General features: G+C 69.2%; 20 protein-coding genes. 11 read left to right on the top strand and 9 right to left on the bottom strand.

Translation table 11 applies throughout. The features are described 5' to 3' along the window. Window positions 1-223: 223 nt before the first annotated feature. Window positions 224-880: an HTH-type transcriptional repressor FabR gene (fabR, locus tag N8888_RS10485; protein WP_053517811.1), complete on the bottom strand. Its 657-nt coding sequence runs from the start codon at window positions 878-880 to the stop codon at window positions 224-226. A gap of 93 nt (window positions 881-973) precedes the next feature. Here fabR and N8888_RS10480 point away from each other — a divergent pair, with 93 nt between their 5' ends. Together N8888_RS10480 and N8888_RS10475 are read left to right on the top strand one after the other, a co-directional pair. After that, a complete protein-coding gene (locus N8888_RS10480; RefSeq protein WP_263174543.1) occupies window positions 974-2,044 on the top strand; it encodes a ferredoxin reductase in 1,071 nt (356 codons plus the stop codon). Window positions 2,045-2,056: 12 nt separating this feature from the next. Next, window positions 2,057-3,205 (top strand): fatty acid desaturase family protein, encoded by a 1,149-nt coding sequence (locus N8888_RS10475; protein WP_262100547.1) that lies wholly within the window; start codon window positions 2,057-2,059, stop codon window positions 3,203-3,205. Between the two features lie 27 nt (window positions 3,206-3,232). Here N8888_RS10475 and N8888_RS10470 read toward each other — a convergent pair whose 3' ends face one another. From N8888_RS10470 to N8888_RS10455, 4 genes are all read right to left on the bottom strand, one after another. Then, window positions 3,233-3,571, bottom strand: a complete 339-nt coding sequence (locus tag N8888_RS10470) for a tetratricopeptide repeat protein (protein ID WP_053517807.1) — start codon at window positions 3,569-3,571, stop codon at window positions 3,233-3,235. Then, window positions 3,568-4,146 carry a flavin reductase family protein gene (locus N8888_RS10465; RefSeq protein WP_263174540.1) on the bottom strand — a complete coding sequence of 193 codons (579 nt, stop codon included), beginning with the start codon at window positions 4,144-4,146 and terminating at the stop codon, window positions 3,568-3,570. Before N8888_RS10465 ends, N8888_RS10470 begins: the two co-directional genes overlap by 4 nt. Continuing rightward, window positions 4,143-4,772 (bottom strand): superoxide dismutase, encoded by a 630-nt coding sequence (locus N8888_RS10460; protein ID WP_180875294.1) that lies wholly within the window; start codon window positions 4,770-4,772, stop codon window positions 4,143-4,145. Before N8888_RS10460 ends, N8888_RS10465 begins: the two co-directional genes overlap by 4 nt. A gap of 99 nt (window positions 4,773-4,871) precedes the next feature. Continuing rightward, window positions 4,872-6,392, bottom strand: coding sequence for a thioredoxin family protein (locus tag N8888_RS10455; RefSeq protein WP_263178395.1), 1,521 nt, complete (start codon window positions 6,390-6,392; stop codon window positions 4,872-4,874). A 194-nt stretch (window positions 6,393-6,586) separates the two neighbouring features. Between N8888_RS10455 and N8888_RS10450 the strand changes: the two genes are divergently transcribed. The 9 genes from N8888_RS10450 to N8888_RS10410 all read left to right on the top strand — a co-directional run bounded on the left by N8888_RS10450 (window position 6,587) and on the right by N8888_RS10410 (window position 17,679). Next, window positions 6,587-7,522 carry a TIGR03571 family LLM class oxidoreductase gene (locus tag N8888_RS10450; protein WP_263174537.1) on the top strand — a complete coding sequence of 312 codons (936 nt, stop codon included), beginning with the start codon at window positions 6,587-6,589 and terminating at the stop codon, window positions 7,520-7,522. A 138-nt stretch (window positions 7,523-7,660) separates the two neighbouring features. Next, on the top strand, window positions 7,661-7,972 hold the full coding sequence (locus N8888_RS10445; protein ID WP_053517801.1) for a DUF3817 domain-containing protein: 312 nt from the start codon (window positions 7,661-7,663) through the stop codon (window positions 7,970-7,972). 152 nt (window positions 7,973-8,124) lie between these two features. Continuing rightward, window positions 8,125-9,321 carry an MFS transporter gene (locus N8888_RS10440; RefSeq protein WP_065182925.1) on the top strand — a complete coding sequence of 399 codons (1,197 nt, stop codon included), beginning with the start codon at window positions 8,125-8,127 and terminating at the stop codon, window positions 9,319-9,321. After that, window positions 9,318-10,511, top strand: coding sequence for an isochorismate synthase (locus N8888_RS10435; RefSeq protein ID WP_263174532.1), 1,194 nt, complete (start codon window positions 9,318-9,320; stop codon window positions 10,509-10,511). Before N8888_RS10440 ends, N8888_RS10435 begins: the two co-directional genes overlap by 4 nt. Further along, a complete protein-coding gene (locus N8888_RS10430; RefSeq protein WP_263174530.1) occupies window positions 10,508-12,154 on the top strand; it encodes a (2,3-dihydroxybenzoyl)adenylate synthase in 1,647 nt (548 codons plus the stop codon). Before N8888_RS10435 ends, N8888_RS10430 begins: the two co-directional genes overlap by 4 nt. Beyond that, window positions 12,154-12,786: an isochorismatase family protein gene (locus tag N8888_RS10425; RefSeq protein ID WP_053517796.1), complete on the top strand. Its 633-nt coding sequence runs from the start codon at window positions 12,154-12,156 to the stop codon at window positions 12,784-12,786. Before N8888_RS10430 ends, N8888_RS10425 begins: the two co-directional genes overlap by 1 nt. After that, window positions 12,786-13,043 carry a phosphopantetheine-binding protein gene (locus N8888_RS10420; RefSeq protein WP_053517795.1) on the top strand — a complete coding sequence of 86 codons (258 nt, stop codon included), beginning with the start codon at window positions 12,786-12,788 and terminating at the stop codon, window positions 13,041-13,043. The genes N8888_RS10425 and N8888_RS10420 overlap by 1 nt, the downstream gene beginning before the upstream one ends. Next, entirely contained in the window at window positions 13,040-16,930 is a 3,891-nt protein-coding gene (locus N8888_RS10415; RefSeq protein WP_263174526.1) for a non-ribosomal peptide synthetase, read from the top strand. Before N8888_RS10420 ends, N8888_RS10415 begins: the two co-directional genes overlap by 4 nt. Continuing rightward, window positions 16,921-17,679: a 2,3-dihydro-2,3-dihydroxybenzoate dehydrogenase gene (locus N8888_RS10410; protein ID WP_128987976.1), complete on the top strand. Its 759-nt coding sequence runs from the start codon at window positions 16,921-16,923 to the stop codon at window positions 17,677-17,679. Before N8888_RS10415 ends, N8888_RS10410 begins: the two co-directional genes overlap by 10 nt. Window positions 17,680-17,701: 22 nt before the next feature. Here the strand turns inward: N8888_RS10410 and N8888_RS10405 are convergent, their stop codons facing one another. The 4 genes from N8888_RS10405 to N8888_RS10390 are packed head-to-tail and all read right to left on the bottom strand — an operon-like array spanning window position 17,702 to window position 21,546. Further along, window positions 17,702-18,079 carry a DUF2894 domain-containing protein gene (locus tag N8888_RS10405; RefSeq protein ID WP_263174524.1) on the bottom strand — a complete coding sequence of 126 codons (378 nt, stop codon included), beginning with the start codon at window positions 18,077-18,079 and terminating at the stop codon, window positions 17,702-17,704. Then, entirely contained in the window at window positions 18,069-18,707 is a 639-nt protein-coding gene (locus N8888_RS10400; protein WP_263174521.1) for an OmpA family protein, read from the bottom strand. The genes N8888_RS10405 and N8888_RS10400 overlap by 11 nt, the downstream gene beginning before the upstream one ends. Then, window positions 18,704-20,881 carry a DUF802 domain-containing protein gene (locus tag N8888_RS10395; RefSeq protein ID WP_053517789.1) on the bottom strand — a complete coding sequence of 726 codons (2,178 nt, stop codon included), beginning with the start codon at window positions 20,879-20,881 and terminating at the stop codon, window positions 18,704-18,706. Before N8888_RS10395 ends, N8888_RS10400 begins: the two co-directional genes overlap by 4 nt. Before the next feature lie 11 nt (window positions 20,882-20,892). Further along, window positions 20,893-21,546 (bottom strand): DUF3348 family protein, encoded by a 654-nt coding sequence (locus N8888_RS10390; RefSeq protein ID WP_065175212.1) that lies wholly within the window; start codon window positions 21,544-21,546, stop codon window positions 20,893-20,895. Between the last annotated feature and the right edge of the window lie 103 nt (window positions 21,547-21,649).

Here is a 21,649-nt window from a genome sequence, read left to right as displayed (position 1 = left end):
CGGCGTCCATCCAGCTGTGGAGGGCCTATTCAGCTGCGGAACTCGCGCATGCTGGATAGTCCTGCTGAAGTGAAAACGGCATGAAGCCCCTGTCGAAGCGAGGCGAACCCCATTTCACCGATCTAAATCGTGACGCAAATCACAGATGACCGAGGGGGCGACGTCTCGAAATACTGCATTGCAGCATTCCGGCGCAAAGCGGCAACGGTCTGGAGCCTGGCGATCAGCCGCGGCGGAAGGCGGCCGGGGTGCGGGCGCCGACGATGATCATGCGGATCATCGTGGAGATCTGTTCGACCAGTTCCGGATCTTTCTCCGGCGGCAGGTCCATCGCGGTGGCGCCCATCGCGAACACCAGGCGGGTGATCGCCTTGGCCACCAGTTCCGGTGCATGCAGCACCGCGCCGTCGAGGGCCGCCAGGCGCACCAGGTCGTGCTGCAGCTCTTCCTCGAAGTAATGCAGCTCGCGCTCGACAGCGTGCTTGAAGTCATCCGAGCCGACCGCACCTTCGCGCAGCAGGACGTGCAGCAGCTTGTCGTCTGCGCGCAGCTGCTCCATGAAGGTCTCCACTGATACCCGCACCACGCTGGTGGCGGAGGAGGTCGCGCGCTGCCGCGCCTCGCCGATGATGGTGCGCAGCGAGCGGCCGGCCACATCGATGAGGGCCACGGCGAGTTCGTCCATGTCGCGGAACTGCCGGTAGAAGCTGTTCGGCGCGATGCCTGCCTCACGCGCGACCTCGCGCAGGCTGAGGGTGGACAGGCTGCGGTGCGGGCCGATCAGCTTCAGGGCTGCGGCCAGCAGATCTTCGCGGCTCACCGTACGGCGGGCCGGGCTCTGCGCATCTTCGGGTATCGACAGGACGGTGGCAGCGGCCATGAGGGTTCCGGTGGGGCAAGGCTGAATCATACCCAATCCGGTTCAATATACACGTGTATACACAGGTGTATGTGCGCCCGTATAGTGGCTGCCATGAGCGCTGTCGTCCGTCCGTCCCCGTTTTCCCTGCACCGCTGGCTGTCGCCCACGCTGTTCGATTTCTGGGCCGGCCAGATCAATCCGTTGTGGACGCTGCGCGAGCCCTTGGCACGCCTGGTCCGACGCGAACCAGCGGGCGAGGGCGCGGCCACCCTGATCCTGCGCTGCAACCGGCACTGGGCCGGCATGCGCGCCGGCCAGCACGTCACCCTCGGCGTCGAGCTTGAGGGGCGGGTATGGCAGCGCAGCTACAGCCCGACCCGGCTGAGTGGCCGCGAACTGGCCATTACCGTCAAAGCCGTGGAAGGGGGGCGGGTCAGCCAGCACCTGGTGAACCAGGCGCGGCCCGGTGACCTGTTCCGCATCGATGCCGCCTTCGGTGACTTCCATATGCCGGCCGCCGCGCCGGTGCTGCTGCTGGCGGCGGGCAGCGGCATCACGCCGATGCGCAGCCTGCTGCGCGAGGCCTGCCAGCGACCGCTGGGCGCGCCGGTGGACCTGTTCTACTGGGAACGCACAGCGGCCGCCATCCAGTTCCGTGACGAACTGCATACGCTGGCGGCAGCGACGCCGGGCCTGCGCGTGCACCTGCTGACCACCCGCGAGGGCGAGGTGCCGGCCGCGCGCATCGATACCCACGCCCTGCAGATTCCCGGCGATGACACGCCGCTGGCACAGCGCCATGTACTGGCCTGTGGCCCGGACGGCTTCGTTGCCGCCGCGCGCCGCCGCCTTGCGCATCAGGTGGCCGGTTTCCAGGCGGAAGCCTTCACGCCGCCCGCGCCGCTGCTGGATGCCGACGGCGAAGGCGAAGTGTCGCTGACCCTGGCACGCAGTGGGCGCCAGCTGCGCGTGCCGCGCGGCCGCTCCCTGCTGGAGAGCCTGGAAGCGCAGGGCATCAAGCCCCGGCACGGCTGCCGCATGGGCATCTGCAACAGCTGCAGCTGTGAACGCGTCAGTGGCGCTACCCGCCATCTGCGCACCGGCGATACGCATTCCGAAGCGGCACAGCCCGTACGGATCTGCGTGAGTGCGCCGACCACCGACCTGACCCTGGATCTCTGAGGAACCGTTGCCATGACCCGCGCTACCGACCGTGCCCTGAGTCCTGCCGAAATGAACGCCTTCGGCCAGGAACTCGACGCGATCCGCGATCGTGTGATCGGCAGTCTCGGCGCGTCCGATACGCGCTATATCCGGCGCGTGGCCGCTGCCGTGCGCTGGTTCGGCGTCGGCGGCCGCAGCCTGCTGTTCCTGGCGGCGTTCTCGCCGCTGCTGTGGGCACCGCTGCTGTGGCCGGCCGCCATCGCTGGCACGCTCATGCTGGCGCTGTCGAAGATCCTGGAGAACATGGAGCTGGGCCACAACGTGATGCACGGCCAGTTCGACTGGACCGGCGACCCGAAGTTGAACGGCAACACCTACGAGTGGGACATCGTTGCCACCGCCGACAACTGGCGCAAGACCCACAATTTCCGCCACCACACCTATACCAACGTGCGTGGCATGGACGATGACATCGGCTACGGCCTGCTGCGCATCTTCCCGGAACAGCGCTGGAAGCCGTTCTATCTGCTGCAGCCGATCATCGCACCGATCTTCGCGCTGCTGTTCCAGTGGGGCGTGGCCGCCCAGGACCTGCGCCTGGGGCGCTGGCTGAAGGGCCGCATCAGCAGCCGCGCGATGTGGCTGCAGACCCGTCCGGTGGCGCGCAAGATGCTGCGCCAGGTGCTGAAGGATTACGTGCTGTTCCCGCTGCTGGCCGGCCCGTTCTTCCTGACCGTGATGCTGGGCAACCTGGTCGCCAACGGCCTGCGCAACATCTGGACCTACGTGATCATCTTCTGCGGCCACTTCACCGCTGAATCGGAGACGTTCCCCAAGGAGTGCCTGCGCAACGAATCGCGTGGCCACTGGTACCTGCGCCAGCTGCGTGGCTCGTCGAACATCAGCGGTGGTTTCCTGATCAACGTGCTGTCGGGCAACCTCAGCCACCAGATCGAACACCACTTCTATCCGGATCTGCCGGCCAACCGCTATGCGGCCATCGCCAAGGAAGTGAAGGAGATCTGCCTTCGCTACGGTCAGCACTACAACAACGGTTCGCTGCCACGGCAGTTCGGCCAGGTGGTGTGGCGCATCCTGCGGCATGCCTTCCCGAGCAAGCCGCGCCGCCTGCCGATGCCGGACATCATGCCGGCGCCGGCACCGGCCAACGCGGGCTGATCGATGCGGCCGGCCTGTGCGGCCGGCTCAGCCCGCGCTCTCCTGCGGCGCCGGCTGTTCGCGCTGCAGCCGGCGCAGAAACACCTGCATTTCCTTCCGAGCCTGCTCATCGCCCTGGTGGCTGGCCACGCTGAGGCCGCGTTGCCATGCCTCGCGCGCCGCCTGCGGCTGGCCACCCGCCAGCCAGGCCTTGCCCAGCAGTTTCCACGCCGCCGAGTAATGCGGATCAAGTGCCACGCAGCGGCCCAGATGGGTCGCCGCGCGCGCCGGATCGCCGGCGTCGAGCCAACCCTTGCCCAGCCCGAAGCGCAGCAGCGCGCTGTCGTGGCCGTTGGCGAGCAGGTCCTCCAGTGCCTCGATGGTCATGTCTGTACCTCCCGCAGGGTGTCCAGCGGCCCCGGCAGGAAGCGGCCACGGTGGAACATCAGCGGCGCACCGCCGGTCTCATTGATCTCGATGATGCGGCCGGCCAGCAGCAGGTGATCACCCACAGGCCATTGCGCATGACGGGTGCAGGTCAGGTGCGCGACCGCGCCGGCGATGCGCGGCGGCGCGTCGTCTTCGTCTGGAAGCAGGGGTACGCCGTCGAAACGATTGCGCACCTGGGGATCGGCGAACGTGCGCGCCAGTGCTTCCTGGTCCGCGCCCAGCACGCTGATCGCGAAGCGCGTGGCGCGCTGGAAGGCCTGCAGGCTCTGTGCGTGCAGGGCCAGGTTCCACAGTACCAGCGGCGGCTGCAGCGACACCGGCACGAAGGAATTGATGGTCAGGCCCAGCGGTGTGCCCCGTGCGTCGCGGGTGCAGACGATGGCCACGCCGGTAGGGAAGTGGCCGAGCAGCCGCCGCAATGCACGCGGTGGCAGACTGACCGAGGGTACCGGAGCCGGGGCGGGGAAGACCCCTGCCCACGGCCCGGCGTAATGGGGAGTGCCGGTGCTCATGCGCCGCCCGCCTGGCGGTAACGGCGACCGACTTCGGCCCAGTCGATGATGTTGAAGAACGCCCCGATGTAGTCCGGACGGCGGTTCTGGTAATGCAGGTAATACGCGTGCTCCCACACATCCAGGCCGAGGATCGGCGTGTTGCCGGACAGGCCGGCGGCCGCGCCCATCAGCGGGTTGTCCTGGTTGGCGCTGCTTTCAACCCGCAGGCGACCGTCGCGATCGCTGGTCAGCCAGGCCCAGCCGCTGCCGAAGCGGGTGAGCGCCGCCTTGCTGAAGGCATCCTTGAAGGCATCGAAGCCGCCGAGGTCACGGTCGATGGCCGCCGCCAGCACCTCATCCGGCGTGCCGCCGTGTGCGCTGAGCACGGTCCAGAACAGGCTGTGGTTGGCGTGGCCGCCACCGTTGTTCCGGACCGCGCCGCGCTGGGCCTCCGGCACGGCATCGAGGCGGGCGATCAGCGCCTCGACCGGCTGTTCGGAAAGGCCGGCCTGCTCGACCGCGGCATTGAGGTTGCTGACGTAGGTCTGGTGGTGCCTGCTGTGGTGGATCTCCATCGTCCGCGCATCGAAATGCGGTTCGAGGGCATCGTAGGCATAGGGGAGCGGGGGAAGCGAGTACGACATCGAAGCAGTCTCCGTAGCGAAGGCCAGGGGCTGGCCGTGGGGAGACTGTTATCGCACCTCAACATTGGTTGAGGTCAACCCGCCTGCGCCATCATCCACTCAACCCAGCCAATCCCTGCACGCCCCATCCACCTGATTGCCGCACGCCTGCTGCATCCGCTGCTGCAGCCGCGCCAGCGTCTGCGCGCCCTGGTGCTTGCCACTCCATGCCTTCAGCTGCCCGGCCAGGCGTTCGAAGCGCTGGCGGGTGCGCTGGTGGTAGCCCGACGGCTGCGCCTCCAGTTCGGCAATCAGCGAGGTGGTCGCCTGCTCGATGCGCGGTGCATCGTCCGGCGCCAGCTTCAGCAGGCCTTCCACATACAGCACACCCCACTGCACGCGGGTCGCCGGGCCCTGCGCACCGTCGTAGGCACGCTTCAGCCACTCCAGCGCACCGGCGGTGTCGCCGCGCTGCTCGGCCAGCTCGGCCAGCTCAGGCATGTAGTAGTACGGCTGCTCGCTGCGCTTCAGCTCGGCCAGCAGCAGCGACTCCGCGCCGGCGTCGTCGCCGACCTGGCGCAGTGCGTAGACCGCGCTGCTGATCGTGGCCTGGCGTGCATGCGCATCGGTGGCGGCGGCATCGGCGGCGGCCACGCGCTGCTTGACCCGATCAACCAGAGTAGCGGGCAGCGCGCCCTTGGGCTGCTGCTGGCGGGCCAGCGACACTTCGGTCAGGGCACGCGACAACGCGTCGTCGGCGCGGTCGCCACGCTCGGCGTCTGCGCGCTCCAGTGCGACCAGCAGCTGCTGCCCCAGGGTGTTGCTGGTGGCCGGCCCGGTACTGGCCTGCTTGACCAGCTGTACGCCCGCATAGCCCAGCAGCTCGCGGTTGCGTCGCACCTCCGCGGGGTGCGCCAGCACGGCCTGCAGCAGCTCGCGCACTTCGGTGGGCGAGGCATCGGGCTTTTCGGCTGTCGCCAAGGCAAGCAGAGCAAAACGGCGCTGCAGGGCGGCCTCCGGTGCGGCCTTGGACAGCTGGCGCAGCACGTCCTGGCCGTTGCGTTCGCCGGCCAGGCGGTTGGCGTCGACTTCCCAGCCGTAGTCGCCCAACACCTGCCAGTCCTCGACGGCCAGTTGCTCCGGCGTCGCCAATGCGGTGGCCAGGGTGGCGGCAACGGCACTGCGGCGGCCTGCGGCCACGGTCAGTGCCCGGGTCAGTTCGGCGGCATCGTTGCCGCCGGCTACGCGGGTGATTTCGTCGCGCTGAGGGTCCAGCACGATCAGGGTCGGATAGCCGCGCACGCCGAAGCGCTCGCCCCAGGCCTGCGCACCTTCCTCGTCACCATCCAGATAGACGGGAACGAATTTGCTGGTCAGCGCGATGAAGGCCGGGTCCTTGAACAGACCCGCCTTGAGCTGGTTGCACGGTGGGCACCAGACCGCGCCCCAGTACAGCAGCACCGGCTTGCCGCTGTCGGCGGCTTCGGCGAAGGCGTCGTCGACGTCGCCCTGGCGCCAGGCGATGGCGGTCGCCGGTGCGGGGGCCTCGGCGGAGTTGGCGGTGGAAACCGGGGCCGGGGTGCAGGCGCTCAGCGCCGAAGCCAGCAGCAACACGGAAAGCGCGACGCGCATCGGCAGCATCTCGAAGGGCAGGGTGACACGCCATTGTAGGAATGACGGCAGAGGCTGCTGATTCAGTTTGCTCATGAAGGGTGCGCTGCAGGGCATGACGCCCGCCCGCACCCTCTGCTGATACACCACCCCATTGAACCCACCGGCTTGGCACGCACCTGCGGCAGCACCGTTGCCGCAGGGCTCCACGCTAAGCTGGCGGCATGAGCGATTTCAATTCTGCCTACGCTGGGCTGTTTGCAGAACAGGGCCTGAGCCTGGGACTGATGACGCCGGTGGCGGCGCACGGGTTGGCCGATCCGCATGAGGCGCGGCGTGTCGCCCGGTTGGCCGATGACCTCGGCTTTGCCGCGCTGTGGACGCGCGACGTGCCCTTGATGGTGCCGCAGGGACCGGAGGCGACCGCGAGCGCGCTGGATGATCCCTTCCTGTGGCTGGGCATGCTGGCCGCCGCGACAGAGCGCATCGTGGTTGGCAGTGCGGCCATCGTGCTGCCATTGCGCCAGCCGCTGCAGGTGGCGAAGTCGGCCTTGAGCCTGGACCGCATCAGCGGCGGGCGTTTCGTGCTGGGCCTGGGTTCGGGTGACCGCCCGGAGGAATTCGCCGCGTTCGGCGAGGATCTGGAGGGCAGGGCCGCGACGTTCCGTGAGCGCTGGTCGTTGCTTCGGGCGGCGCTGTCGCCGCAGGCACACGAGCGGGCCGCCGTGCTGCAGGTGACCGGAGGCTTCGACGTGCTGCCTGCGCCGGCCGCGCGCATTCCGATGCTGGTGGTGGGTACCGCCAGGCAGAGCCTGCAGTGGATCGCCCGTGAGTCTGAAGGATGGGCCACCTATCACCGCGAGGAGGCTGCCCAGGAGGGACGCATCGGTCTGTGGCAGCAGGCGTTGGCGCAACAGGGCGCGGCGGGCAAACCGTTCGTGCAGTCGATGCTGCTGGACCTGCAGGCGGACCCGCAGGCACCCGCCGAGCCGTTGCCGCTTGGCCTGAAGGTCGGCCGCGATGGCCTGCGTGACTATCTGCTGCGCGTGCATGCGCAGGGCGTGGCGCATGTGATGTTCAATCTGGTCGACAACGGCCGGCCGGTGGAGGCCGTGCTGCGCGAGATCGGGGAGCGGGTGCTGCCGCATATCCCCCGGTAGCTGTGCTGCGCCCGCCGGGCATGGCCCGGCGCTACCGATGTGGGCGGGTGTGACCCGACGGTGTCCTGAACGTTCGCATCTGCGTATCATTCGCATCTTCTGTCCCTGCAGGAGCCCGATGTGACCCCAGGCAATCCCATGCACCCCGTCGGACGGCTGTTCGCCGTGGTTGCCTTCATCGAGGCCATCACCTGGGCCGGCCTGCTGGTGGGCATGTGGCTGAAGTACGGCCCGCAGGCCAACGTCGCCCTGGTCAAGTTGTTCGGGCCGCTGCATGGCGTGGCGTTCCTGGTGTACGTGGCCGTGACCCTGTTCTCCGCAGTGCGCCTGCGCTGGCCATGGTGGGCCAGCGCGCTGGCCCTGCTTGCTGCTGTCCCGCCGCTGGTCACGCTGCCGCTGGAGTGGTGGTTCCGCCGTCGCGGCCTGCTGTCGCTGCGCGTGATGCGCTGACACGGCTGTTGCGGGTCCATTCAATTGAATGGGTATCAAATGCAAATACGAGCCGTTATCATTTAAGGGTGGTGTCGCTGCGTGACGTGGCGGCATCGGGCGGAGCGTCGTGCTGGCGTTCTGCCGTCCTTCCCTGTTACGGCTGGTGTTCCATGCACGCACGTCCCGTCGTTCCCGGTTTGCCGGCCCTGGTGTTGGCGGCCCTGATCGGCACCATGGCCATGATGTCTTTCGTCGCCGTGATCGGCCCGGTGGTCCGGCTGCTGGGCCTGTCCGAATGGCACGCGGGCCTGTCGGTGACGGCCGCCGGCGTGCTGTGGATGCTGGCGGCTCGCCGCTGGGGCCAACTCAGCGACCGCATCGGTCGCAAGCGCGTGCTGCTGCTGGCGATGGGCGCGTACACCGGCGTCTACCTCGCGCTCGCCATGTTCATCGATGTGGCCCTGCAGGTCACGCCGCCGGTGGTTGTGTCGGTGCTGGTGCTGGTGGGCGCGCGCGGGCTGATCGGGCTGTTCTATGCCGCCGTGCCACCGACGGCCGCAGCCTTGATCGCCGACCAGGCGCCGGCCGGCCAGCGCACGCAGTTTCTCGCCCGTCTGGGCAGTGCCAATGCACTGGGGATGGTGCTGGGCCCAGCGGCAGCAGGCTGGCTGGCTTACACGCATCTTTCGCTGGCGCTGTATGTGGCCGCGCTGTTGCCGCTGCTGGCGCTGGCATTGCTGGCGTGGCGTCTGCCTTCGACGGCGCCGGCAGCGGCGGCATCGTCAGCACGACGGACGCCCCTGCGCCGTCTGGACCGGCGCCTTCGGCTGCCCCAACTGGCCGCGTTCCTAGGAATGGTGTCGGTGACCATCGCGCAGGTGACGGTCGGCTTCTTCGCGATCGATCGCCTCGGCCTGGCAGCGGCTGAAGGCGCGCGCATGGCCGGCATCGCACTGACCGCTGTGGGCGTCGGGCTGATCCTGGCGCAGGCACTGGTGATGAAGCTGGAGGTGCCACCGCGGCGCTGGATCGTGCTGGGTGCATTGATCGCCGGTATCGGCTTCGCCTCGGTAGCCGCCGTGCAGCAGTCCTGGCAGCTGCCGGCGGCCTATGCGCTGGCGGCATTCGGCATGGGCTTCGTGTTCCCGTCGTTCCAGGCGCTGGCCGCCGACGCGGTGCAGGCACACGAACAGGGTGCCGCCGCCGGAACGGTCGCTGCGGCACAGGGGCTGGGCATGGTGGTCGGGCCGATGCTCGGCACGCTGTTGTATCGGGGCGGGCCGAGCCTGCCGTATCTGCTGGTCGGTGTGCTGCTGCTGTTGCTGTGCGTGCTGGCGGCAGCGCACCGGATGAAGGAGGCGACATGAACGATTCGCTCAGGGACGATGCATGGCAGGAGACGGCGCCGTTGCCGTTGCCGGCTGCGGATGACCCCACGCTGTTCCTGCTGCAGCATGCAGGGCAGCATGTGCATGCGCGTGGCTGTCGTGCGGCGCTTGCGTCCGGTCCGCTGGTGACGCTGGCCGGGCGCGTGGCTGCGTTCTTCGCGCAGCAGCGGGGCGGGCCGGGCCTGCTGGTCGGAGCGATTCCGTTCGAGCCACGTGCCGACGATGCGCTGTACCAGCCCGAACGCGTGCTGCCTGCGTTGCCGGTACAGCCGCAGGCTGCGCCTGCGCTGGAGGGTGTCGTGCAGGCCGAACCTTCGGCGGACGACTACGCCGCAGCGGTGGATAGGGCAGTGCAGGCCCTGCGTGATCCCCGACAGGACCTGCACAAGGTGGTACTGGCGCGCAGCCTGTTGGCACACACACGCCACGCCCTGACGCCCGATGTGCTGCTGGCGAGACTGGGAGCCGATCCGTCGGTGGCGACCTACGCGGTGCCGCTGCCGGTGGAGCTGGGCCAAGCCCCGGCATGGCTGGTCGGGGCGACGCCCGAGCTGCTGCTGCGCAAGCGCGGCGCGCAGGTGCTGTCGCACCCGCTGGCCGGCTCAGCCCGACGCAGTGCGGATCCGGTGCAGGACGAGCGTGCCGCGCAGACCCTGCTGGTGTCGGCCAAGGATCACGACGAGCACCGTCATGTGGTCGAGGCCATCATTGATGGCCTCTCTCCCTATTGCAGCCATATCGACGCGCAGGCGCGGCCGGTGCTGCATGCCACGGCCACCATGTGGCACCTGGGAACCCGCATCCATGCCACGTTGAAGGATCCACGGGTGCCGGCGGCCGCCCTGCTGGCGCAGCTGCATCCCACGCCCGCCGTATGCGGCACGCCGCAGCAGGCGGCGCTGCAGCGCATCCGCGAACTGGAGCCGGTTCCACGCGGTTTCTACGCCGGTGCCGTGGGGTGGCTGGACGCGCAGGGCGACGGCGACTGGTACGTCGCCATCCGCTGCGCACGACTGCAGGGCACGCAGCTGCGCCTGTATGCGGGCGCCGGCATCGTCGCCGGGTCGCAGCCGCAGGCCGAAGTGGCCGAAACCGCAGCGAAGTTTGCTGCCCTGTTGAACGCGTTGGGCGTCAGTGAGCCCGCGCCCCCGACCGAGCCCCTCGCATGAGCCCATCTTCTTCCCGCCTGCCATTGCAGCAGGTATGGCCCGAAGACCGGGTCGCCCACTATCGCCGGATGGGGCATTGGCGCGGGGAGACCTTCCCGGCCTTCCTGCGCGAGCGCGCCGAACGCTACGCCGATGACATCGCGGTGGTGGCAGGTGATGTCCGACTGAGCTATGCGCAGCTGTGGCACGAGGCCGGGCGCATCGGCAGCGGCCTGCTGGCGCTGGGCCTGCAGCCCGGTGAACGGGTGCTGGTGCAGCTGGGCAACAGCGCCGGCTTCATCGCCACCGTCTGCGGCCTGTTCCGCGCCGGCCTGGTACCGGTGTACGCGTTGCCCGCGCACCGCATCACCGAGCTGGTGCACTTCGCCACGAAGGCCGAGGCCAGTGCCTTTGTCACCGCCGATGTGCACGAGGGTTTCGATCATCGCGGGCTGGCACGGGCACTGCAGGCGGAGGTGCCGGCCCTGCGCCACGTGGTGATCGACGGCGATGCGGAGGAGTTCGTCGGGCTGGCGAACCTGCAGGGCGACCGCAGCCAGCTGCCGGCCGACCCGGATCCGCAGTCGGTGGCGTTCCTGCAGCTGTCAGGTGGCAGCACCGGCCTGTCCAAGCTGATTCCGCGCACGCACGACGACTACATCTATTCGTTCCGTGCCAGCAACGCGATCTGCGGGATCGACCGCGACAGCGTGTATCTGGTCGCATTGCCGGCCGCGCATAATTTTCCGATGAGCTCGCCGGGCTTCTTCGGTGCGCTGTATGCCGGTGCCCGCGTGGTGCTCAGTCCGGGGCCGGGCCCGGATGTCGCGTTCCCGCTGATTGCACGCGAGAAGGTGACCTGCTGTGGGCTGGTGCCGCCGCTGGCCCTGCTGTGGGCGCAGGCAGCGGCATCGACGAAGCACGATCTGTCCAGCCTGCGGGTGCTGCAGGTGGGCGGCGCAAAACTGGTGCCGGAGGCCGCGCGGCGCGTCATCGATGGCCTGGGCTGCACGCTGCAGCAGGTGTTCGGCATGGCCGAAGGCCTGGTGAACTACACCCGCCTCGACGATCCCGAGGAACTGGTGGTGGCCTGCCAGGGACGTCCGATCAGCCCTGACGACGAAGTCCGTGTGGTCGACGACCACGATCAGCCGGTTGCCGAGGGCGAGATCGGACATCTGTTGACCCGCGGCCCGTACACCATCCGTGGGTACCACAACGATGCCGCAGCCAACGCGCGCTCGTTCACCGACGACGGCTTCTACCGCACCGGCGACCGCGTGCAGCAGCTGCCCGGGGGATATCTGGTGGTGCAGGGGCGTGCCGGGGACCACATCAACCGTGCCGGCGAGAAGATCTCCGCCGAGGAGATCGAAGACCATCTGCTGGCCCATCCGGGTGTGTTCGATGCGGCGGTGGTGTCCATTCCCGATGAATACCTGGGTGAGCGCAGCTGCGCCTTCGTCATCCGCCAGGGCGAGCCGATCACGGCGCCGGCACTGAAGGCCTGGATGCGCGGGCGCGGGCTGGCGTCGTTCAAGGTGCCGGACCAGGTGGTGTTCGTGGACAGCTTCGATACAACGGCGGTCGGCAAGATCAGCCGCCGCGAACTGCGTGCGCAGCTGCGTGCGCGTCATCTGCAACAGACAGGAGGAACGCGCTGATGGCGCTGCCCCGCATTGCTTCATATTCCCTGCCGACCGCCAGCGAGTTACCACAGCCGCGCGGCCCCTGGCACCCGCAGCGCGAGCGGATCGCGTTGCTGGTGCACGACATGCAACGCTACTTCCTGGCAGCGTTCGACGCGGACAGCGAGCCGCTGCGCCCCGCCGTGGACAACGTCGCGCGCCTGCTGGCGCATTGCCGGGCGCAGGGAATTCCCGTGTTCTATACCGCCCAGCATGGCGATCAGGACCGGCGCGACCGCGGCCTGCAGGCCGACCTGTGGGGACCCGGCATGCGCCGGAGTGAGGAACATGAGCCGATCATCACCGCGCTGGCCCCGCAGCCGGGCGAGCACGTACTGGTCAAGCATCGCTACAGCGCGTTCCAGCGCAGCAACCTGGAGACGCTGATGCGCGCGCGCGGGCGCGACCAGCTGCTGGTGACCGGTGTGTATGCGCATATCGGCTGCACCGCGACCGTGGTCGAAGCCTTCCAGCGTGATATCGAGGCATTCATCGCCGCGGACGCGGTCGCCGACTTCTCGCGCGCCGATCATGAGCAGGCGCTGCACTGGATCGCACGGACCTGTGGCGTACCGATGACCACCGGCCAGCTGCTGGAGACACTGTGATGGATAGGACGGGCGATGTGCTTGACCTGGAACGGATGCGCGCGGACGTGGCGCGCGTGCTCGAATGCGAGCCGGCCGACATCGGCGATGACGACAACCTGATCGATCTCGATCTGGATTCGATGCGCATGCTCGGCCTCGTTCTTGCGTGGAGCAACACTGGCCTTCCGCTGGAGTTCTCGCAGCTGGCCGAGCACACCACGCTGCGCCAGTGGTGGCAGGTGGTGCAACGGCTGCAGGCCGCGCAAGGCGCATGAACGGTGCAGCGCCAGCCTCACCGGTGGCATTGACCGAGGCCCAGGCGGGGCTGTGGTATGCCCAGCGCCTGGCTCCCGACAACCCTGCATTCAACACGGCCCATGCCGTATGGATCGACGGCGCGCTGGACGTGGCGGCGTTCACGGCCGCCGCCAACCAGGCGGCGGCAGAGGCGCAGGCGCTCGCACTGCGCTTCACGGAAGGCAGCGATGGCGAGCCGCTGCAATGGCATGAGCCGGCGCATGTACCGCTGCTGGCAGTCCATGATCTTTCCAGCGCTGCCGATCCGGTGGCCGACGCCAACGCCGCGATGCGGGCCGACCGGCTGAGCCCGGTCGATCCCACCCGCGACCGGATCAGCCAGCAGGTGCTCTACGCACTGGGAGGCCAGCGCTGGGTCTGGTACCTGCGCGTTCACCATCTCGGCGCTGATGGCTATGGCATGGCACTGTTCAGCGATCGTGTCTGCGCGCTGTACGCCGGGCGCGGCGGCGATGCGCTGCCGCCCCTGGCCGGTGTACTGGCCGACGATGCGGCATACCGCATCGATCCGCGTCGCGAGATGGCCGGTGCCTGGTGGCGCGACCACCTGCGGGACGCGCCGGCCGCCGCTGGTCTGGCCGGCGTCGCCGCCGCCAGTGATGACGCGTTGCGCTGGGTGCAGCCGCTGGATGCCGCCTTCCGTGAAGAGCTGCTGCAGGCATCGGTGCGCTGGCTGCAGCCGTGGCCGGATGTGCTGGCCGCACTTGCGGCCGAGTACCTGCGGCGGATGAGTGCGGCCGAGGAAGTGGTGCTGGGGGTGCCCTACATGGGGCGCCTGGGAAACGCGTCGGCGCGCGTGCCCGCGATGGTGATGAACGTGCTGCCGCTGCGCGTGGCCGCTGCCGAGGGCAGTGTCGAAAGCTACACCCGTGGCATCGGCCGGCAGTTGAGCCAGAGCCGCAGGCATGGCCGGTATCGCGGCGAACAGCTGCGGCGCGATCTGGGCCTGGTCGGTGCGCAGCAGCGCCTGCATGGCCCGCTGGTGAACATACAGCCGTTCTACAGGCCGCTGGCGCTGCCCGGCGTGCAGGCCACGCTGCAGGTGCTGTGCACCGGGCCGGTGGAGGATCTGGTGCTGGGCTTCCGCGGTGATGGCCAGGCGCTGCTGGATCTGGAGATCGAGGCGAACCCCGCCCTGTACAGCGACGCCGACGTGCAGGCGCATGCGCAACGGCTGCTGCATTTCGTGTCGGCGGCGCTGGATGCCGACGACATTGCCAGCGTGCCACTGGCCACCGCGGCAGAGGTCACGCAGGTGGTTCATCGCTTCAACGCGACCACCCATCCATTGCCTGCAACCACACTGGTGGAACTGTTGCAGCAGGGCATGGATCGCGACCCTCAGGCAACGGCGCTGGTCTGCGGCGACGCCACGCTTGAGCATGCCGCGCTGGAGGCACGCAGCTTCGCACTGGCCGCACAGCTGCGCGCGTTGGGGGTGGGGCCGGGCAGTGTGGTGGCGGTCGCGCTGCCGCGCTCGATGGAGCTGGTCATCGCCCTGGTGGCCGTGCTGCGTGCCGGCGCCGCCTATCTTCCGCTGGATCCTGCACATCCCGACGAGCGCCTGGCGCGCATCCTGCGCTCGGCGCGTCCGGCCTGCGTGCTGGCCGACAGCACGATGGCGCACCGGGCCGCAGGCGTGCCGGTGCTGCCACCCGATCAATGGATGGCACAGGGGGCTGCCGCGCCCTGGCCGGACCCGGCGCCGGATGATGCGGCCTATGTGATCTACACCTCCGGCTCGACCGGCGAACCCAAGGGCGTGGTCATCGAGCATCGCGCCATCGTCAACCGCCTGCTGTGGATGCGCGAGCACTACGGCTTCGGCGCAGACGACCGCGTGCTGCAGAAGACGCCCGCCACGTTCGACGTGTCGGTCTGGGAGTTCTTCCTGCCGCTGCTGTGCGGCGCCACGCTGGTTCTCGCGGGTCCGGATGCGCATCGTGATCCCACCGAGCTGGGCCGGTTGATCCGCGCGCAGGGCATCACCACCGCCCACTTCGTCCCGTCGATGCTGGACGCCTTCCTCGCGGCGCCGGCCTCGCAGGGCCTGCAGCTGCGCCGGGTGTTCACCAGCGGCGAAGCGCTCGACGCCTCGCTCCGCGACCGCTTCCATGCCCGCATCGACGCGCAGCTGCACAACCTGTACGGGCCTACCGAAGCCGCGGTGGATGTCAGTTACTGGCCAGCCCCGGCAGGCGATCGCTCACGCCCGGTGCCGATCGGCTTCCCGGTCTGGAACACCCGCCTGTATGTGCTCGATGCACGCATGCAGCCTTTGCCGGTGGGCGTGGCGGGCGAGCTCTACCTCGGCGGCGTGCAGCTGGCACGAGGCTACCTGGGCCGCGACGATCTCACCGCCGGACGTTTCCTGGGCGATCCCTTCCTCGCGGGCGAGCGCATCTACCGCACCGGGGACGTTGCACGTTGGCGCAGCGACGGAGCGGTCGAGTATCTGGGCCGCAGCGACCATCAGGTGAAGCTGCGCGGTCTGCGCATCGAGCTGGGGGAGATCGAGGCGGCGCTGCGGGAACTGCCCGGCATGGAGCGCGTGGACGTGCTGCTGCGCCACGACCTTCCCGGTGAGCCGCGGCTGGTCGCCTACGTGCCAGCGGCAATGGCCGACGCCGCTGCCCTGCGCGCGCACCTGGCGGCGCGCGTGCCGGACTACATGGTGCCGTCGGCGTTTGTCGGGGTCGATCACTGGCCGGTGACCACCAACGGAAAGCTGGATCGCAGCGCGCTTCCGAAACCTCCGCAGGTCGGGATGACCGGTGTCGCACCGCGCACGCCACTGGAACATGCGCTGGCCGCCTTGTTCGCACAGGCACTGGGCCGTGAGCAGGCCGTTGCGGTCGATGCGGACTTCTTCAGCCTTGGGGGCGACTCGCTTTCGGCCGTGCACCTGCTGCTGGCCATCGAACAGCGCTGGCGCTGCGAGCTGGGCCTCGGCGTTCTGTTCGCGGAGCCGACGGTGGCGGCGCTGGCCCGGCGTATCGCCGAACCCCCGATGCTGGCCGATCATGCCTTGGGCCCGGTCATCGCGTTGGCCACGACCGATGGGACTGAACCCCCGCCGCTGTTCGTGCTGCACCCGGCAGGCGGCATTGCCTGGAATTACCGCGCGCTGGCGCGTGCGCTGCAACCGGCGCGGGCCGTGTACGGGCTGCAGTCGCCGGCGCTGGACGCCGCGCAGCCGCTGCCGGCCAGCATCGAGGCGATGGCCAACGAGTACGTGCAGCGTGTAGTGACCCTGCAGCCGCGCGGGCCGGTGCACCTGCTCGGCTGGTCGGTGGGGGGGATCATCGCCCAGGCGATGGCCGTGCGCCTGCACGAGATCGGTCGCAAGGTCGGCGAGCTGGTCCTGCTCGACGCCTATCCCAGTGAGTGCTGGCGGGCCGAGCCGGAGCCGGATCCGATCGCCGCACTGCGGGCGTTGCTGGCCATCGCCGGCCACGATCCCGACGCACACCCGGAGCTGGACAGCCGCGAGCGCATTCTGGCCTTCCTGCGTCGAGGTGGCAGTGCGCTGGGCGGCCTGCCCGACGTGGTGCTGGACGGCGTGGTGCGCGCGGTCACCGGAACCAACCGCCTGATCCGCGAGCACCACCACCGGCCATTCGACGGCACCCTGGTGCATGTGCGCGCAGGGCGGGACCACCAGGCACGACCACAGCTGCAGTCGGCGCTGTGGAAGGCGCATGCGCGCACGGTGCAGGCGCTCGAACTGCCGTTCCTGCATGCCGAACTGACCGGTCGTGATGCGGTGGCGCGGCTCGCGCCATGGCTGTCGGCGCGACTGCGGCATTGGGATGAACAACAGGAGATCGCAACATGCAGTTGACCGGTTTTGAGGGTCGCGTGGCGCTGGTGACCGGCGCAGCCGGGGGGATCGGCACCGCGCTGGTGAAGCTGCTGGTCGCCGCCGGCTGCCAGGTGGTGGCCACCGACCGCGAGTCGCCCGCGATCGTGGGCGAGCGCGTCCATGCCTGTGCGCTGGATGTCAGCGACAGCGCAGCGGTCGATGCGCTCATCGACCAGGTAGAGGCGAAGATCGGACCGATCGCCCTGGCGGCCAGTGTGGCCGGCGTGCTGCAGGTCGGCGCGGTGACGGATACCTGTGATGCCGATTGGCGCCGTGTTTTCTCGGTCAACGCTGACGGTGTGTTCCATCTCGGCCGCGCACTGGCGCGGGTGATGTCACCGCGCAGACAGGGCGCCATCGTCACCGTCAGCTCGAACGCCGCAGGCGTGCCGCGTCACGGCATGGCGGCCTACGCTGCCTCGAAGGCGGCAGCGACCATGTTCACCCGTTGCCTGGGCCTGGAGCTGGCGCCACTGGGCATCCGCTGCAACATCGTCGCACCCGGTTCGACGCTGACCGCCATGCAGACCGGCATGTGGGAAGACGCGTACGGTGCCGAGCGGGTGATTGCCGGCAACCTCGACACCTACAAGGCCGGCATTCCCCTGCGCAAGCTGGCTACGCCGGAGGACGTTGCCCAGTCGGTGATGTTCCTGCTGTCCGAGCAGGCCGGGCATGTGGCGATGAGTGACCTGTACGTCGACGGCGGCGCCACGCTGCGCGGCTGACCCCCTGATGCAGGGCCGGGCCTCAACCGGGGTTGCGGGGCTTGCGCGCGCGCTTCGGTTTCGCCGCATCACCGCCGCTGGCCGCACCGTCCTGCAGCGCCTGCAACCACGACAGGGTATCGACGTAATCGATGAAGTGGCGCAGATAGCCGGGGCTGGCGGCCTGCATCGAATCGAGCATGCGCTGCACCAGTACCGCGGAGTTCAGCGGGCCGCCGTCGGCGGGGGCCTCGGTGCGCAGCGAACGGCGCACCTGCAGTTCACTGCGCAGCTCCGACCACTCGTGCTGCACCTGCTGCAGCATCGGCACCTGCGGGTAGTCCGCCAGCGAGCGCGACCCCGCATCGAGATCGCGCACCAGTGCACGCAGCCCCTCCAGCGCTGGCAGCTTACCTGCCATCCGGTGCCCTGGGCCTGGGAATCGGCGCGATCTCCACGCGGCGGTTGCGCGCGCGGCCATCCTCGCTGGCATTGGAGCTGACCGGCTGCTCGCTGCCGAAGGCGGCGGCGAATACCGCATCGGCCGGTACGCCATCGGCGATCAGGGTACGGGTCACCGTCAGCGAACGCTGCGCGGACAGTTCCCAGTTGTCGGCGAAACGACGGTTGCCTTCGCGCACCGGCGCATCATCGGTGAAGCCGCTGACCATCAGGATCTCTTCGCGGCTGCCCAGGTAGGCAGCCAGCGGTGCGGCCAGGCTGCGCAGCAGCTCCTGGCCCTCCGGCTGCAGCTGGTCTGAATTGAGGGCGAACAGCACATTGCCGCTGATGCCGATGCGGCCATCGACCAGCGTCACCCGGCCCGCCGCCAGCGGGCCGGCCAGTGCCTGCTCCAGCGTCTGCAGGCGCTTGGCTTCGGCCTGGCGCTGCCTGACTTCATCCTCCAGCCGCTGCGAGAGTTCCAGCTGGACCGCTACCACGCCGACCAGGATCAGCACGAACGCGCCGAGCAGTACCGACATCAGGTCGCCGAATGCCGCCCAGATCGGCGCGTGCGAACCGCCGTCGACCTCCAGCTCGTCGCTCATGCGGTGCCGGCCTTGCCGCGGCGCGCGGCCAACTGTTGCAGCTCCTCCATCACCTGTTTCTGCGACAGCAGGCTCAGGTCGACCACCTCACGCGCCTGCGCCACGTAATAGGCCAACTGCTCGTCGCTGCGGGCCAGCGAGGCATCCAGCGCGCCACCGATCTGTTCCAGCCGGCCCGACAGCTCGGCCGATGCGGCGCCGAACTGGGCCACGGCGTCGCCGAAGGCGCCGGCGAGGTGGCCGACTTCAGTGGCGCTGCCATCCAGCAGTGCAGCGATGCCGTCGAGCTTGCCGGTTTCGGCCGCGATGTGGTCGGTGAAGCGGTTGCCGACGCGCTCCAGCAGTTCCGCCGAGCCGCCCACCAGTGCATCGACCGCGCTGCGTTGTTCATGCGAGGCATGGTTGATCGCATCCAGCAGGGTCTGCACCGTCGCCAGCAGGCGGCCGCGCTCCTCCAGCATCGCGTTGTCGCGCACCAGACTCTCGGAGAGCGTGCTGCGCAGCTCGTTGATGACGTCGGCAGCGGCCTTCGGTGCGGCGGCAGCCGTCTGCAGCAGGGTCGAGACTTCCGCGAGCGTGGCGCTGGCCTGGGCACGGCCGTTCTCGCCGATCTGCTGCGCGGTCTCCGCCAGCGTGTCGCAGATCTGCTGCTGCTGCGCAGCCAGGCGTTCTCCATTGGCGTGCAGGCGTTCGGCCAGATCGTTCGACAGGGTGTGCAGCGCGTCGCTCCAGCGTTGCAGGCGCTGTTCGTCACCGGCCTGCAGTTGTGCCTGCAGCGCGGCGTGGGCCTGTTGCAGATGGGTGCTGGCGGCCTCCCAGCGCGCCTGGCGCTGCTGCTCGTGGTCCTGCAGCAGCGACTGGCTGGCTGCATGACGTTCTTCAAGCGCGTGAAGCAGCGACTGGGCCCGTTCGTCCAGATGCTGACTGACCGCCTCCAGTGCCTGCTGCTGGCGCTCGACCAGCGTGGTGTTGAGCGCATGCTGCTGGTCGGCCGCAGTGCGCCACGCGTCGGTCTGGCGGTCGGCATCCGCCTGCAGCCGTTCGCCGATGCGTGCCACCACTGCTTCGCCGTGTGCACCCTGGGCATCGCTGAAGGCCTGCAGATGCTGGCGAAGGTCGGTCACCAGCGCCTGCTGTGCCTGGGCCTGTTCGGCCATCACCCGCGTCCAGCTGGCTTCAGTCGATACGCGGCTGCGCTCGAAGCCGTCCGCCAGCCCGGCCAGCTGCTGCTGCACCGCCTGTTCAACGCGCGCATGCAGGGCCTGGCCGTGGCTGGCCAGGCCAGCCAGCGTGGTTTCCGCCATCGGCTGCAGGGCACCGCCGATGGCCGCTGCGCTGGCTTCGGCGCCTTCGCGCAGCGATTGCTGGAGGGAGGCCGCCAGGCGCTCCTGCAGCGCCTGGCTCTGGCTGAGGAACTCGGCCTGGCCGGCCAGCAGCCGTTCGTTGGCCGCCAGGCTGTGCTGCTCGAAGGCACCGGTCATCGCCTGCAGGCGGTCGACCAGGGCCGGCAGCGCTGCGGACTGCGCCTGCAGCAGTCGCAGGGATTCGGCGCGTTGCCACGCCTGCGAATACGGGTGCAGCGGGCCGGAGATGGCACGGTCGAGCTGCTGCACGGCCTGCAGGCGATCCCGGCGCAACAGCGCCGAAAGCAGCCCCAGCATGGCCGAACTGGCGACACCGGCAATCGACGTACCGAAGGCGACGGCCAGGCCCTGTACCGGGGATGCCAGCGAGCCGCGGATGGCGGCCATGTCGGTGGCGCTCTGCAGGGCGAGGCCAGTGCCGCGCAGGGTGTCCATCATGCCCAGCAGGGTGCCGAGCATGCCCAGCAGCACCAGCAGGCCGACCAGGTACGGTGTCAGGACCGGGCCGGGCAGGGCGGTGCGCTCACCTTCCACGCGCAGGCGCACGGCATTGCGCAGGCTTGCCGGCACGCGCTCCAGCCAGGGTGCCAGGCGCTCCTCGGCGGCGGACAGATCGCCCAGGGCATCGCGCAGGCCCGCGCTGGCCTGGCGATAGCGGTACAGCTCCACACCACCGGCGATGTAGCAGGCGGCAATGACCGCCGCGACCGCTGCACCCAACGGGTGCACCGAAACGTAGCCGATGCCGATCCAGCACACGGCCAGCAGGCCGACAAGGAAGACAACGACAGGGAAAGCAGTTCTGGACATGGTGTTCCGGGTCAGTGGGAGCGCAGGGCTGCCAGCAGCCCCTCGATCGGGTGGAAGCGCAGCTGCAGCTCGGCAAGCAGCAGCGAGCGCATGTCATGGCGGAATGCGGTGCGCCAGCCAGGCTGGCCATGCACGCGGTCGAAGCGGGTGCCCAGCACTGCCGGGGCGATGGCCAGCAGGCTGTGCTCGCGCGGGCTGAGGGTCTGCTCCATCACGGCGTCGATCTCGGCCAGCCGCGCCAAATCGGGCGAGGCCCGCAGCAACTGGTCACGGAGGCGTCCGCGCAGGCGTCCGGTCGCGGTCTGGATGGCCTGCTGCAGCACCCGGTAGCGCTGCCGCAACGAGGCAAAGGTGGGTGTGGCGGCCGCCTCGGCCAGATCGAGCAGGCGCTCGGCTTCGGCGTCGTCACGAATCGACGCCAGCAGGCTGGCATGGGCCTGCTCGCAGTCGGCCAGCAGGTCGTCCATCGCCTCGCCCGCGTCCGCCGCTGCAGGCACGCGTCCGCCCAGTGCCGTCGACAGCGCGACAGCACGGCTCCAGTCCACCCACTGACCGAGGCGATCGGTCAGGACGGGACTGGTGGCCGGCATCGCGCCGTCGCTGAGACGGGCGAGCAGGCGAAGGAAATCCGGTCCACCCAGGACCGTCTGCGCTGCGTTCGCCATCAAGGGGTGAGGGGCCAAAAACCGTTGATTTTACAGCCAGATGAGCCTGGCTGGATGAAGGGCGGGACGGGTGGGCGGGCCCGCAGGCGCCACAAGGCTTAGA

Origin of the sequence: Stenotrophomonas maltophilia (assembly GCF_025642255.1) — a bacterium.
GTDB classification, from domain to species: domain Bacteria; phylum Pseudomonadota; class Gammaproteobacteria; order Xanthomonadales; family Xanthomonadaceae; genus Stenotrophomonas; species Stenotrophomonas maltophilia_P.
This window is presented reverse-complemented; position numbering and strand designations above follow the sequence as displayed.

Bases quoted from the DNA above. Each gene is read 5' to 3' on its own strand.
- fabR (WP_053517811.1), bottom strand. From the start codon at position 880: ATGGCCGCTGCCACCGTCCTGTCGATACCCGAAGATGCGCAGAGCCCG.
- N8888_RS10480 (WP_263174543.1), top strand. From the start codon at position 974: ATGAGCGCTGTCGTCCGTCCGTCCCCGTTTTCCCTGCACCGCTGGCTG.
- N8888_RS10475 (WP_262100547.1), top strand. From the start codon at position 2,057: ATGACCCGCGCTACCGACCGTGCCCTGAGTCCTGCCGAAATGAACGCC.
- N8888_RS10470 (WP_053517807.1), bottom strand. From the start codon at position 3,571: ATGACCATCGAGGCACTGGAGGACCTGCTCGCCAACGGCCACGACAGC.
- N8888_RS10465 (WP_263174540.1), bottom strand. From the start codon at position 4,146: ATGAGCACCGGCACTCCCCATTACGCCGGGCCGTGGGCAGGGGTCTTC.
- N8888_RS10460 (WP_180875294.1), bottom strand. From the start codon at position 4,772: ATGTCGTACTCGCTTCCCCCGCTCCCCTATGCCTACGATGCCCTCGAA.
- N8888_RS10455 (WP_263178395.1), bottom strand. From the start codon at position 6,392: ATGCTGCCGATGCGCGTCGCGCTTTCCGTGTTGCTGCTGGCTTCGGCG.
- N8888_RS10450 (WP_263174537.1), top strand. From the start codon at position 6,587: ATGAGCGATTTCAATTCTGCCTACGCTGGGCTGTTTGCAGAACAGGGC.
- N8888_RS10445 (WP_053517801.1), top strand. From the start codon at position 7,661: ATGCACCCCGTCGGACGGCTGTTCGCCGTGGTTGCCTTCATCGAGGCC.
- N8888_RS10440 (WP_065182925.1), top strand. From the start codon at position 8,125: ATGCACGCACGTCCCGTCGTTCCCGGTTTGCCGGCCCTGGTGTTGGCG.
- N8888_RS10435 (WP_263174532.1), top strand. From the start codon at position 9,318: ATGAACGATTCGCTCAGGGACGATGCATGGCAGGAGACGGCGCCGTTG.
- N8888_RS10430 (WP_263174530.1), top strand. From the start codon at position 10,508: ATGAGCCCATCTTCTTCCCGCCTGCCATTGCAGCAGGTATGGCCCGAA.
- N8888_RS10425 (WP_053517796.1), top strand. From the start codon at position 12,154: ATGGCGCTGCCCCGCATTGCTTCATATTCCCTGCCGACCGCCAGCGAG.
- N8888_RS10420 (WP_053517795.1), top strand. From the start codon at position 12,786: ATGGATAGGACGGGCGATGTGCTTGACCTGGAACGGATGCGCGCGGAC.
- N8888_RS10415 (WP_263174526.1), top strand. From the start codon at position 13,040: ATGAACGGTGCAGCGCCAGCCTCACCGGTGGCATTGACCGAGGCCCAG.
- N8888_RS10410 (WP_128987976.1), top strand. From the start codon at position 16,921: ATGCAGTTGACCGGTTTTGAGGGTCGCGTGGCGCTGGTGACCGGCGCA.
- N8888_RS10405 (WP_263174524.1), bottom strand. From the start codon at position 18,079: ATGGCAGGTAAGCTGCCAGCGCTGGAGGGGCTGCGTGCACTGGTGCGC.
- N8888_RS10400 (WP_263174521.1), bottom strand. From the start codon at position 18,707: ATGAGCGACGAGCTGGAGGTCGACGGCGGTTCGCACGCGCCGATCTGG.
- N8888_RS10395 (WP_053517789.1), bottom strand. From the start codon at position 20,881: ATGTCCAGAACTGCTTTCCCTGTCGTTGTCTTCCTTGTCGGCCTGCTG.
- N8888_RS10390 (WP_065175212.1), bottom strand. From the start codon at position 21,546: ATGGCGAACGCAGCGCAGACGGTCCTGGGTGGACCGGATTTCCTTCGC.